We start from the raw sequence: 12300 nt of genomic DNA, 5'->3' as shown, positions 1-12300 counted from the left end.
CGAGACGCGACGATGGGGGTGTCGGCTACATCGTTACTTGGCCCGGCGGCGAGCGCCCCTGCGCGTCTGCGAGGGCCGCCGGGGAATGTCTCCGGCCGCGAGGGCGGCCTGGCGCTGCTTGGCACCGTACTCCGCCAGAGCGGACGCCAGTGCGGAAGCCGACGGGCTGTCGGCCATGATGTCGACCCGCAGCCCGAACTCCTCCGCGGTCTTGGCCGTCTGCGGCCCGATGACCGCGATCACCGTGACGTTGTGCGGCTTGCCGGCGATGCCGACGAGGTTCCTGACAGTGCTCGATGAGGTGAACAGCACGGCGTCGAAACCACCGCCCTTGATCGCCTCACGGATCGGAGCGGGCGGCGGGGCCGCCCGGACGGTCCGGTAGGCCGTGACGTCGTCACACTCCCAGCCCAGCTCGGTGAGCCCGGCGATGAGCGTCTCGGTCGCGATGTCGGCGCGCGGCAGCAGGACCCGGTTGATGGGGTCGAGCATCGAGTCGTACGGCGGCCACTCGGCGAGCAGCCCCTCGGAGGAATGCTCCCCCACGGGCACCAGGTCGGGCTTCACGCCGAACTCGACCAGCGCCCTCGCGGTCGCCTCGCCGACGGCGGCCACCTTCAGGCCGGCGAACGCCCGCGCGTCCAGGCCGTACTCGTCGAACTTCTCCCTGATCGCCTTGACCGCGTTGGCCGAGGTGAAGGCCACCCACTCGTAGCGGCCGGTCACCAGGCCCTTGATGGCGCGGTCCATCTGCTGCGGGGTGCGCGGCGGCTCCACCGAGATCGTCGGCACCTCCTCCGGCACCGCGCCGTACGACCGGAGCTGCTCGGACAGCCCGGCCGACTGCTCCTTCGTACGGGGAACCAGCACCCGCCAGCCGAACAGCGGCTTGTTCTCGAACCACGACAACCGGTCGCGCGCGGCCACCGCGTCGCCGACGACGATCAGCGCGGGCTCGGCGAAGCCGGCGTGCTTGAGATCGGCGGCGAGCCGGCCGAGGGAGGACACCACGGTGTACTGCTCGGTGGTGGTACCGCTCTGTGTGACGGCCACCGGGGTGGTGTCGGGCTTGCCCGCCGCGACGAGCGCCTTGCCGATCGCGACCGCGTCGGCGATGCCGTTGTAGATCACCACCGTGCCCGCGGAGGCGGCGTGGACCGACCAGTCGTCGACCAGCGTCGCGTCCACGACGCGGAACTCCGGCACCGCCACGGCCGGCGCGATGCCCGCGTAGGTGAGCACCGCCGTCGCCGGCGGCACCCCGGGCACGATCTCGAAGTCGACCTCCGCCTTGGCGCAGGCCGCCACCTCCTCGGTCACCGAGGAGAAGAACCCGGGGTCCCCCGCGCACAGGCGCACGACGCGGCACCCTGCCTTGGCCTCCTGCATGGCCTTCAGCGACACCGCGCCCAGGTCGTCGGCGACGTCGACGACCCTGACCTTCTCGGAGCAGTGGCGCAGCAGGGCACCATAGGACTCCCTGTCGAGGACGACGACGTCGGCCCGTGACAGCAGATCGGCACCGCGCAGGGTGAGAAGGTTCTCGTCACCCGGTCCGGCGCCCACGAAGGCGACGAACCCGGCGTGAGGCCGGCGGCCGCCCTCCTGGCCGGTCGCCTCGGTCCCGGTCGGCCTACTCTCCACGTCGTATCCGCATCCGGACGTCGTGGTGTCGGCCGCCTTGCCGGTCTCGGCGGGCTTGCTGGTCTGGCTTCCGGAGCTCAATGGGTCCGCTCCCCCATCAACATGCCGGCTCCTTCAGCGATCATGGCGGTCGCGAGTTCGCGGCCGAGCTCCATGGAAGCCGAAGGATCACCGGCGGTGGACTTGCGCACCGACCGGGTGCCATCGAAGGCGACCACGGTGGCGGTCAGGTTGAGAATGTGCCCGTCATCGGCCGCGAACGCACCTACGGGCGCGCTGCAGCCGGCTTCGAGTGTGGCGAGCACGGCGCGCTCCGCCGTCACCGCCGTACGCGTACGTACGTCGTCGAGCACGCCGAGCAGGCCGATCAGGTCCGCGTCGCCGGCCCGGCACTCCAGGGCGAGCGCCCCCTGGCCCGGCGCGGGAAGCATGTCCTCGACGTCGAACAGCTGGGCGATCTCGGCGTCACGGCCGATGCGTTCGAGGCCCGCGGCGGCCAGGACGACCGCCTGCAGCTCGCCGGAGGTCACCTTGCCGATGCGGGTGTCGGCGTTGCCGCGGATCGGGACGTAGTCGAGGTCGGGCCGCAGCATGCGCAGCTGGGCGACGCGACGCGGCGAGCCGGTGCCGACCTTGGCGCCGGGCTCCAGGTCGGAGAGCTTGACCGGGCCGACCAGCGCGTCCCTGACGTCGTCGCGCGGCGGGATGGCCGCGACGACCACATGGGGATCAGGCTTGGTGGGCAGGTCCTTGAGGGAGTGGACCGCGAAGTCGATCGCGCCCTCGATGAGCTTGTCGCGAAGGGCGCTGACGAAGACCCCGGTGCCGCCGAGCTGCGCCAGGTGAGCCTTGGTGACATCGCCGAAGGTGGTCACGCCCACGAGCTGCACGGGTCGCCCCGTAAGCTCGGTCAGCCGGTCGGCCACCTGCTGCGACTGCGTGGTCGCCATCAGGCTCCGGCGCGTGCCCAGCCGGAGGGCGCCATGGCCCCCGTCCGGTCCCAGGCCCTCGGTCATGCCTCCTCCTCGCCGGCTCGACCGGTCAGATCGGTCAAGTCGGCCTCCACCTCGGCAAGGTCGGCTCTGGCCACCGCCTCGGGCACCTTCGGATTCAGGTCGAACAGCTCGCGCAGCGCCTCAGCATAATGATCGCCCGCCGGGGACGCCGCCAACCGCTTGACACGCACAGTCGGCTCGTGGAGCAGCTTGTCCACGACCCGGCGCACGGTCTGGGCGATCTCCCCCCGCAGCCGCCCGTCGATCTCGGGCACCCGCGTGACAAGACGTCCCAGCTCGGCCTCCACCACGTCCGCGGCCTTGGCCCTGAGCGCGACCACGGTCGGCGTGACCTTGGCCGCGCGCTCGGCCCTGAGGTACTCGCACACCTCGGCCGCCACGATGGACCGGACCGCGACCACGTCGTCGGAGCCGCCGTCCGCGCCCTGCGCGCCGAGCCCGGCCTCCTGCATCGACTCGAGGTCGACGAGGGTGACGCCCGGAAGCGTGCGGACGCCGGGATCCACGTCGTGCGGAAGCGCGAGGTCGAGAAGGAACAGAGGCCTGTCTCGTACGGCCGCCGCCACCATATCGGTGCCGATGACCACGCTACCTGCTCCTGTGCACGATATGACCAGGTCAGCGCCCGCGAGCTCATATCGGACGTCGGCGAACTCGACCGCGCGGCCTCCGACGGTCTGCGCCAGCCGCGCGGCGCGCTCGAAGGTGCGGTTGGCGATCACGATGTCGGTGACCCCGGCCCGGCTGAGCGTGGCCGCGGACAGCGCGCTCATCGAGCCCGCGCCGACCACGAGGGCCCGCTTGCCGTCGATCGGGCCGAGCACCCGCTCGGCCAGGGTGAGGCCCACCCCCACCAGGGAGGCGCCCGCCCGGTCGATGCCGGTCTCGGTGTGGGCGCGCTTGCCGACGCGCAGCGCCTGCTGGGCGAGCTCGTTCAGCGTGGGGCCCGCGGTGCCCTGCTCCTGGGCCAGCTTGAGCGACTGGCGCATCTGGCCGAGGATCTGGCCCTCGCCGACGACCATCGAGTCGAGGCCGCAGATCACGGTGAAGAGGTGCTCGACCGCCCGGTCCTCGTAGTGGACGTACAGGTGGCGGGTGAGCTGATCCTGGGGGATGCCGGAGTGGAGGCTGAGCAGGTCGGTCACCGCGGTCACACCGCCGTGGAACCGGTCGACCTCGGTGTAGACCTCGATCCGGTTGCACGTGGAGACGATCATCGCCTCGGACACGTGCGCGTCACTCTGGATGTCGTGCAGCAGCTTGACCAGGGCGTCGCCGGTCACCGCCAGACGCTCCAGCAGGGCTACCGGCGCCGTCTTGTGGCTGACGCCAACCGTGAGAAGGCTCATACGTCCATCGCCTCGGCCCAGTCTCCGGCCATCATGGGGCTCCCTGTTTCACGATCCGCTTTGCGCTGCTCATGGAACGCAAGAATCTGCAGTTCGGTCGATAGATCGACCTTGCGGACATCCACTCCGCCGGGCACCGTCAGCACGGCGGGGGCGAAGTTCAAGATGCTCGTGACCCCGGCGGCGATGACCCGGTCGGCCACCTGCTGTGCCGCCGCTGCGGGCGTCGCGATCACCACGATGGAGACCCCGCGCTTGTCGATCACGCTTTCCAGCTGGTCGATGTGGTCCACGGCCATCCCGACGAGGCGCTCGCCCACCACGGCCGTGTCGGCGTCGAACAGCGCGGCCACCCGGAAGCCGCGAGAGACGAAACCGCCGTAGTTCGCCAGCGCCCGGCCGAGGTTGCCGACCCCGACGATGGCCACGGCCCAGTCCTGGGTGAGGCCGAGTTCCCGGGAGATCTGGTAGATCAGGTACTGCACGTCGTAGCCGACGCCACGCGTTCCGTACGACCCGAGGTGCGACAGGTCCTTGCGCAGCTTCGCCGAGTTGACCCCGGCCGCGACCGCGAGGTCCTCCGAGCTGACCGTGGCGGTGCCCCGTTCCGCGAGTCCGTTCAGTGCGCGCAGGTAGAGCGGCAGGCGCGCGACGGTCGCATCGGGGATGCCCCGTTCACGCGCTTGAGACATGCGGCGGATCACTTTGGCCGGAACTCCAGGAGATGGGCGGCCGGTGCGCCCCGGCCGCGCTCGCGGTTGCGACGGATGTCGAGGAGAGGGCGCAGGCTTCCAGGTTAGTACCTTTGTGAAGCTATGCACAAAGTGCCAGCGTGACTCTCGGGTCACAACCATCGCAGGTAAGGGTGTCGGTCCGGCATCCGGCCCACCAACTGTGAGCCGCGACACGGCCGCGGGCGCCGTTAGGCTGGGCACATGGCTCCGCGAGATCACACGATCACACTGCTGGGCAAGCCCGGCTGCCACCTCTGCGACGACGCGAGGACCGTCATCCGGCGCGTGGCCGACGACCTAGGGGTCTCCTGGGAGGAGCGCGACATCACCGCCTCCGAAAAAGACCAGGAGGCCTACTGGGAGATGATCCCCGTCACGCTGATCGACGGCGTCCAGCACGACTTCTGGCGCGTCGACGAGGCCCGCCTCCGGTCCGCCCTGACCGCGTAGGCGACCCAGGGCGGCTCACAGGGCTCACCGCTCAGGCTCAACCGGCTCACGGGGCTCACACGGCTCACAGGGCTCACCGCTCAGGCTCAATCGCGGGGCTCGCGGGGCTCACCGCTCAGGCTCAACCGGCTCACCGCTCAGGCTCCTTCGGCTCGCCGTCACACGCGGAACGCCGTGGGCAACGGCACCACCTTGGCCGCGTTGACGTTCAGCTCGATCACGTTGGCCGCCAGCACGTGCGCCACCCGCTCGCGGGCGAAGCGCTCCATGTGCGCCTGCCGCTGGTGTTCGGTGAACGCCACCTCGTCACGGTAGAGCTCGTAGACGATGCGCTGCAGGGGCGCCGACTTGACCGCGTGGCAGATGAAGACCAGGGTGTCGGGCTCGCTGCGGCGTACCGCCTCGACCGTCTCCTCCGCCAGGCGGTCGAACGCCTCGCCGGCCCCGTCCATCAGGGTGAAGACGGTGAGCAGCCCGTAGATGCTCGGCGAGGGCCTTACCGATCCGGACGAGGCGAGCGGCATGTCGGCACGACGCCCGGAGGCCACCACCTGGTCCGGATTGCCGAAGGGCTGCTTGATCTCGTTTCCGGGGAACATGGCTCCCGTGGCGGGCATGGAGAACTCCGGCTGCCCACGGTGCGACCCGTTCTGCCCGAGGTAGCCGGCCGCGTTCGGGTCGAGCGGGCTGGGAACGCCGTACTGGCCGGTGTGCCCCGGTGTGCCGGGCGGGTTCTGCGCCTGCTGGTCCCAGGGGGCGGGCTGGCCCGGCATGTTGGAGCCGAGCGGCCCTCCCGGCCCGGGCCGGCCCTGCCCCTGAAGCCCTTGCCCCTGAAGCCCCTGCCCAGGGAGGCCTTGGCCGGGGAGGCCCTGCCCAGGGAGGCCTTGGCCGGGGAGGCCGCCGGCCTCGGGCCCGATCACCTCTCCCGTCCTCGGCCCGCCGAAGGCGTTGAAGCCGCCGGACGGCTGCATGCGCGCGGCGAAGTCCACCTCTCCTTGGTCGCCCGCACGGTACTCCGCCACCAGGTCACCGAGGCCGGACCGGCGCGGCGAGGGCATCGCCTGGGTGGCGGGGCCGGGGGTGACCGGCAGTGGTCCCGACTCGTACGCGGCCTCGGGCTCGGGCCGGCGGCGGGGCGGCGGTCGCTCGTCGTCCCAGTCCTCGTCGGGGCCGTCCCGCTCCTCGTCGTACGGCGCGAGGGGACGCGCGACGGCGTACCAGACGGCGCCGACCATGAGGGTGATCACCAGCGCCGAGAAGACACCCGGGATCGCGAAGCGCACGGCGCCCACCAGGGCGAGCCCGGCCGGCGCGAGGACGACGCCGGCGTGCATGTTGTCGGCGTCGAGGTCGTCGCCGCCGCGCCAGCGCAGCACCGCCACGATGAGGCAGCCGATCAGGATCAGGTAGGTCAGGGCGTGCGCGGCGTTCAGCAGGGCCGTCGGGATGATGGTCCAGTGCGTGTCGCCCAGCGGCAGGGTCTGGCCGAACTTCTCAGGCTGGCTGATCGGGTCCAGCACGAGGATCACTGTGGTGATCAACGTGAGGGCGATCCCGAACAGCCAGGCGGCGAACTTCCCCGCCGCCTTCTCGGCCAGCAACTGGATCATGCCGATGGCGAGCCAGAACGGGGCCAGGAACGCTCCGGTGATCTGGTAGATGCGGAACGTGGCGGGCCCGAACCCGACGAGATGGCCTATGCCGACGGCGCCGAGGGCGAGGCAGAGTGCCGAGGTCGTGACGGTCCAGGCGAAAAGCCAGCCGCTCCGTTCGTCGCGGAGACGTCCGACCAGGATGCCGGTGGTGATGGCGGCGAACAGAGCACCGGCGAAGGCGGTGACGGCAACGAGGACTCCCATGATGCCCCAACTCTGCCGGACATTACCTCCAAACCGGTAGCTGATGCCCGAAGTGCCACATGGCTCCTGTTACGCGTGGTAGTTACTGAGGCAAAGTGGATTGTGTAATTTCCCGATGATTTCTAGAGTGTTCGAGCACGCACGCGCCCTTCCCTTTCCTCCCCAGGGATACCGGATGTCGAACTCTTGGTCGGTCGCCGGGCTTTCCCCTCCAGGATCGGCCGACATTGTGAACTACACGCGCGCCGCCGCTGACCAGCGGGAGCGCCCCTCCCCGGACATAGACGAACTCCGGAGAGTCGTGCTGCGCGCCAAGACCGGCGACGCCGACGCCTTCGCGGCGCTGTACGACCGGTATGTCGATCTTGTTTATCGCTATGTCTACTTCCGGGTCGGCTGCCACGCCCTGGCGGAGGATCTCACCAGCGAGACGTTTCTGCGCGCGCTCCGGCGCATCGCCGATTTCACCTGGCAGGGACGGGACTTCGGCGCGTGGCTGGTGACCATCGCCAGGAATCTGGTGACCGACCACTACAAGTCCGGCCGCTACCGCATGGAGGTGTCCACCGCCGAGGTGCTGGACACCCCGCTGGACGGCCCGCACATCCCGGAGAACGCGGTCGTCACGACCATGGTGAACGAACGCGTCCTGCGTGCGGTGCGTGACCTCGGCGCCGAGCAGCAGGAGTGCGTCGTGCTGAGGTTCCTGCACGGGATGTCGCTGGCCGAGACGGCGCTGATCATGGGAAAGAAGAGCGGCGCGATCAAGGCCTTACAGTTCCGCGCGATCCGTGCCCTGGCCAGGGCACTCCCGGAAGACCTGAGTTGATCTATGGTGCGCTCATGAGGCACCTCTAGTGACCCGGGCGGCCGTAACCTGAAGGCTCCCCGCATCGTTGGGCAAGTAGCACCTATGGATCATCGTAGTGCGTGCGGCAGGGAGCTTTCATGGGCAAGGCGGGGCCTTCGCGGTGGCTGCTCAAGCGTTGGGCTGCCTTCACGCTGCGCGAGCCGCCCCCTGCCCACTTCGTGACCAGGCTCAACGAGATCGGCGCCGAGCCCGGCAACGGACCCCGGCCCGACTTCCGCGCCCGTCTCCGCGAGGAGTTGCTCGCCGCCCACGCCGCCGGCCCCGAGGCCGCGCCCAAACCCGCCCGGCACAGGCGGCGCTCCCCGTATCTGCCGCGGTCACGTTCAGGCGTGCTCATCGTGTCCCTGGCGTGCCTGACGCTTTTCACGAGCGTGCGGACCTACGCCTCGGTGCCCGGTGACGGCCTCTACCCGATCAAGCGGGCCGCGGAGGCCACCCTGCTCAGCCTGACCACCGACGACGTGCAGCGCGCCCAGCGTGAGCTGACCGCCGCCCACTCCCGGGCCACGGAGGCCGCCACCCTGCTCGGCTACCCCGACGCCCGGCGCTCGCAGCTGATCGGGCCGACCCTGGACGAGATGACCTCGACCACCCGCTCGGCCCTCTCCGCCCTGGGCCACGTGAAGCGTGAGGGCGCACACGCCCCGGCGTTGAAGCGCTTCTCCGAGGAACAGCGCGACGTGGTGGCACCGATGATCCCTCAGCTCGGCGACGATGATCGTATGAAGGCCAGCGCCTACCTCGACATGATCGAGGACCTGACCCCCTGACCCCTCCGGCACGAGCTCGCCGGCCGCCTCTGAGAACCGCCTTCTGTCCCGTTTCCGGGCCCCATTCCCTGTGCCCAGGGCCGTCCCGGGCCTCGCCGTCTTTCGTGAACCACCCCGTGACGTGCGCCAGACGTCACGCCACGCTAACGCGACGTACACCGACTCCGCCCCCTCCGTCCCGTTAAGCTGAGGTGCTATGAGGCGGTTATTGCGACGGCACACCGAGGCGGAATTGGCCGGAGAGGTCGCGGCCGCAGCGGCCGTAGCCGCTCCCATCGCCGCCCCCGACCCCACCGCGGCGGCGTTCTTCGACGTCGACAACACGATGATGCGCGGCGCCTCCATCTACCACTTCGCCCGCGGTCTCGCCTCCCGCGGGTTGTTCACCACCAAGGACCTGGTGAGGTTCGCCATGGGCCAGGCGCTCTTCCGCGTCCGCGGCAACGAGAACCCCGAGCACATCGCGCGGGCCAAGGAAACGGCGCTCGCCTTCGTCGTGGGGCTCAAGGTCGACGATGTCGTCCACCTCGGCGAGGAGATCTACGACGAGGTGATGGCCGACCGCATCTGGGCCGGCACCCGCGCGCTCGCCCAGAGCCACCTGGACGCCGGCCAGCGCGTGTGGCTGGTGACCGCCACCCCCGTCGAGCTCTCCCGCGTGATCGCCCAGCGCCTCGGACTGACCGGCGCGCTCGGCACGGTCGCCGAGACCGAGGACGGGGTCTACACCGGGCGCCTGGTGGGCGACCTGCTGCACGGCCCGGCGAAGGCGGAGGCCGTGAAGGCGCTGGCCCGGCGCGAGGGCCTCGACCTGGCGCGCTGCACGGCGTACAGCGACTCGGCCAACGACCTTCCCCTGCTCCAGCTCGTGGGCCATCCCTGCGCGATCAACCCCGACAGCGAGCTGCTGGAGCACTCCAGGAAGAACGACTGGCTGGTCAAGGACTTCCGCACCGGCCGCAAGGCCACCATGATCGGCCTCCCGATCGCCGCCGGCGCCGGCGCGGTGGCGGGCGGCGTCGCGGCGGCCATAGCCCTCCGGAAGTACTACCGCTCCGCCTGAACCGCTCGGGCCGCCTCCGTCGACCGCGCCGCACCCCTTGGCCGGCGCGGCAGTCGGTCTGGGGCCGCGCAGCCCTCGGCCTGGCCGGTCAGGGGCTGACCGGCCCGACCCGGTACGTCACGTGGGTGGCCTCCGGGGTGTCCACCGTGTCCAGATGTTCCAGCTCCGGTCCGGAACCGTCGAACAGGACGGTGCCGGACCCCAGCAGGAGCGGCGCGATATGCAGCCGCAGACGGTCGACCAGGCCGGTCCGCAGCGCCTGCTGGACGATCGACGCGCCACCCATCACGTGGACCCGCTTGTCGCCGGCGGCGGCCACGGCCGCTTCGATCGCGGCGCCGACCCCGCCGGTCACGAAGGTGAACGTGGTGTCGCCCTTACGGACCTCCTCGTGCGGCCGATGGGTCACCACGAAGACCGGCATCCGGTAGAAGCCGTCGTCGCCCCAGCCATCGGTCAACTCGTACACGGACCGGCTCGTCACGACGGCGCCGGACGCGGCGAACGTCGCCGCGCTCAGCCGCCGCCCCTCGTCGTGCTGGAGCCACCCGTGCAGCGAATCGCCGCCCTTGCCCAGGCCGGGCCATTCGTCCAGGTCGGGCCCGGTGATGTACCCGTCCACCGACATCGAGATGTCCACTTCAACAATCGCCATACTCAAGTAGACGCACTCCCGCCGGACTCTGTCCGGTGATCCGGCCGCCCTTAGCCCCGATAGGGGTATGAACGCGGGCGGAGGGCTCATCAGCGCTGACGGAGGATCAGCACGCGGCCGGTCTGGTTCTGGTCCCGAGCATCGCCCGAGGCGACGCCGTGGCCCTCGTGATGGAACTGGCTGTACAAGACGAGATCGCCCACCAGATCGGCTACTCAGATCGTGAGATGCCGGGGAGAGAACCTGCCCCGTCGCCCCTCCTCCGCTGTGAAGGGTCTGACACCGGCACATCAGGAGATCACCCACCATCAGGTCGGAGGATGGGCGAAGCTCTGAAAATACAGCTCGAGCGAAGCGAGACCCATTTCGGCGGCGACGGAACGGACAAAGCCTTAGCCAGGGCGGGTCTGTTCAACAGAGGCGTGATCGGGATGTCTCACCCTCTCAACCCCGGCGTTTAGCGTCCTTGACTGTGCGGTGAGGATGCCGGGGCGAGGTCGTCGTCTCTCATGCCGAGCGGCGGGCCGTGCTGTCGGATCCTGGGTCGCGGGCCTGCTGAAGTTCGGCGTTGATGCGCAGAGCCTCGGCGAGCTGGTCTTCGAGGATGATGATGCGGCAGGCGGACTCCAGGGCGGTGCCCTGGTCGACCAGTTCGCGGGCGCGGGCGGCCAGGCGGAGCTGGTAGCGCGAGTAACGGCGGTGACCGCCCTCGGACCGCTGCGGCTCGATCAGTTCTGCGGCGCCCAAGCTGCGCAGGAACGCCGGGGTGACGCCGAGGATCTCCGCCGCCCGGCCCATGCTGTAGGCGGGGTAGTCCTCATCGTCGAACCGGTGACCGGAGATGTCACTCGGCGTGGCGGGGAGCCCATCGGCCCTTCCCACGGGGTCGGCCTTGCCGACCGTTTCGGCCTTGCCGGCGGTGTCGCGGAGCCTGGGCTCTGCGCGGACGGCCGACGCCATCGGTGTTTGATCCATACACCCTTCCCACAATGCCAACAGGGGCCCCGGCGCCATGATGCGCCGGGGCCCACGAGGTTCAACACCATCTACCGGCCCTGAGGCCGAACTGTTTCTTCCGCATTTGCCGCCCGATGCGGGCGGGGATGCGGGGATCGCGTACGCGTGACCGTAGACCACCGTCCAATCCATGGAACCGCGGTACCCGTGGGGCCGACATCAGCCGGCAACGGGCGATCCTGATGGCGTTCAACACTCCTTTCGCTATCTCTGTTTCTTCTACCTCATGCATCACTACCGCAGCCACGAGTCCACGGCCGGGGCCCTTCACCTGCGCTGGCCCTGGCACGTCCGACTTTGTCTCTTGCTCGCTGCGTGACCGCTACTGCTGTGGCAGCGCGTCCACGGCCGGGACCCTTCAACCGCTTCGGCCCTGGCACGTCCGACCTTCTGCCCCTCTTTACTGCATCGTCTTCTCTGTCCACGCCCGTCCGGGCAGTTCGTCGTAATGCCTACGTCCTGCGCTGCCCTCGTGGATCCGTCTCTTGCGATGTCAGGAACTCTAGCCCCATCAAGCACAGATGTCTACTTCGGCCACTACAGATTTTCGGTGCCAGAGAACTACTGTTGAGCTTCCACGTCACCAATGGGCCTCGCTACGCGAAGCGGATCCGCTGCACTCCGGAGCTCGCCCTCTCAATGACCAACCTCGGGAAAGCGCGCCAGGAGTACCGGGAGGAGCGCGCGCGAAGCACGCAGTTGGAGTCAGAACGATCTGGCGCGCGAGGCCGGCATGACGCAATCCGCAGTGGCACGCTTCGAGGCGGGCGGCACGGTCCCCACACTGCCTGTTCTCGAGCGGCTCGCGCGTGCCTTGGACGCGGATGTCGAGGTTCGCCTGACGCCCCGCGCTCCAGCGGCCTGAACCCGGA

Annotated in this window: 12 protein-coding genes; 5 read left to right on the top strand and 7 right to left on the bottom strand. The window is 69.8% G+C overall.

What is annotated here, in order from left to right:
• Positions 1 to 33: 33 nt before the first annotated feature.
• The 4 genes from ABD810_RS04660 to ABD810_RS04645 all read right to left on the bottom strand — a co-directional run bounded on the left by ABD810_RS04660 (position 34) and on the right by ABD810_RS04645 (position 4701).
• Positions 34 to 1566 carry a bifunctional uroporphyrinogen-III C-methyltransferase/uroporphyrinogen-III synthase gene (locus ABD810_RS04660; protein WP_344935416.1) on the bottom strand — a complete coding sequence of 511 codons (1533 nt, stop codon included), beginning with the start codon at positions 1564 to 1566 and terminating at the stop codon, positions 34 to 36.
• A 155-nt stretch (positions 1567 to 1721) separates the two neighbouring features.
• On the bottom strand, positions 1722 to 2660 hold the full coding sequence (gene hemC / locus ABD810_RS04655) for a hydroxymethylbilane synthase (protein ID WP_344934597.1): 939 nt from the start codon (positions 2658 to 2660) through the stop codon (positions 1722 to 1724).
• The gene (locus tag ABD810_RS04650; protein ID WP_344934594.1) at positions 2657 to 4009 is read right to left on the bottom strand and encodes a glutamyl-tRNA reductase; all 1353 of its coding nucleotides are present in this window, start codon (positions 4007 to 4009) and stop codon (positions 2657 to 2659) included. The genes hemC and ABD810_RS04650 overlap by 4 nt, the downstream gene beginning before the upstream one ends.
• Positions 4006 to 4701, bottom strand: coding sequence for a redox-sensing transcriptional repressor Rex (locus ABD810_RS04645; protein WP_344934592.1), 696 nt, complete (start codon positions 4699 to 4701; stop codon positions 4006 to 4008). Before ABD810_RS04645 ends, ABD810_RS04650 begins: the two co-directional genes overlap by 4 nt.
• A 243-nt stretch (positions 4702 to 4944) precedes the next feature.
• Here ABD810_RS04645 and ABD810_RS04640 point away from each other — a divergent pair, with 243 nt between their 5' ends.
• On the top strand, positions 4945 to 5193 hold the full coding sequence (locus tag ABD810_RS04640) for a glutaredoxin family protein (RefSeq protein WP_344934589.1): 249 nt from the start codon (positions 4945 to 4947) through the stop codon (positions 5191 to 5193).
• A 158-nt stretch (positions 5194 to 5351) separates the two neighbouring features.
• Here the strand turns inward: ABD810_RS04640 and ABD810_RS04635 are convergent, their stop codons facing one another.
• Positions 5352 to 7052 (bottom strand): antibiotic biosynthesis monooxygenase, encoded by a 1701-nt coding sequence (locus tag ABD810_RS04635; RefSeq protein WP_344934586.1) that lies wholly within the window; start codon positions 7050 to 7052, stop codon positions 5352 to 5354.
• A gap of 175 nt (positions 7053 to 7227) precedes the next feature.
• Here ABD810_RS04635 and ABD810_RS04630 point away from each other — a divergent pair, with 175 nt between their 5' ends.
• The 3 genes from ABD810_RS04630 to ABD810_RS04620 all read left to right on the top strand — a co-directional run bounded on the left by ABD810_RS04630 (position 7228) and on the right by ABD810_RS04620 (position 9756).
• Positions 7228 to 7881 carry a sigma-70 family RNA polymerase sigma factor gene (locus tag ABD810_RS04630; protein WP_344934584.1) on the top strand — a complete coding sequence of 218 codons (654 nt, stop codon included), beginning with the start codon at positions 7228 to 7230 and terminating at the stop codon, positions 7879 to 7881.
• A gap of 119 nt (positions 7882 to 8000) precedes the next feature.
• The gene (locus ABD810_RS04625; RefSeq protein ID WP_344934582.1) at positions 8001 to 8693 is read left to right on the top strand and encodes a DUF5667 domain-containing protein; all 693 of its coding nucleotides are present in this window, start codon (positions 8001 to 8003) and stop codon (positions 8691 to 8693) included.
• A gap of 196 nt (positions 8694 to 8889) precedes the next feature.
• On the top strand, positions 8890 to 9756 hold the full coding sequence (locus ABD810_RS04620) for an HAD family hydrolase (RefSeq protein ID WP_344934580.1): 867 nt from the start codon (positions 8890 to 8892) through the stop codon (positions 9754 to 9756).
• 88 nt (positions 9757 to 9844) lie between these two features.
• Here the strand turns inward: ABD810_RS04620 and ABD810_RS04615 are convergent, their stop codons facing one another.
• The gene (locus ABD810_RS04615; RefSeq protein WP_344934578.1) at positions 9845 to 10411 is read right to left on the bottom strand and encodes a dihydrofolate reductase family protein; all 567 of its coding nucleotides are present in this window, start codon (positions 10409 to 10411) and stop codon (positions 9845 to 9847) included.
• Positions 10412 to 10918: 507 nt separating this feature from the next.
• Positions 10919 to 11209 (bottom strand): MerR family transcriptional regulator, encoded by a 291-nt coding sequence (locus ABD810_RS04610; RefSeq protein WP_344935413.1) that lies wholly within the window; start codon positions 11207 to 11209, stop codon positions 10919 to 10921.
• Between the two features lie 952 nt (positions 11210 to 12161).
• Between ABD810_RS04610 and ABD810_RS04605 the strand changes: the two genes are divergently transcribed.
• Positions 12162 to 12293 (top strand): helix-turn-helix domain-containing protein, encoded by a 132-nt coding sequence (locus tag ABD810_RS04605; protein ID WP_425566849.1) that lies wholly within the window; start codon positions 12162 to 12164, stop codon positions 12291 to 12293.
• Positions 12294 to 12300: the final 7 nt, after the last annotated feature.

Origin of the sequence: Sphaerisporangium flaviroseum, assembly GCF_039537005.1 — a bacterium.
In the GTDB taxonomy this organism is placed as follows: Bacteria; Actinomycetota; Actinomycetes; order Streptosporangiales; family Streptosporangiaceae; genus Sphaerisporangium; species Sphaerisporangium flaviroseum.
This window is presented reverse-complemented; position numbering and strand designations above follow the sequence as displayed.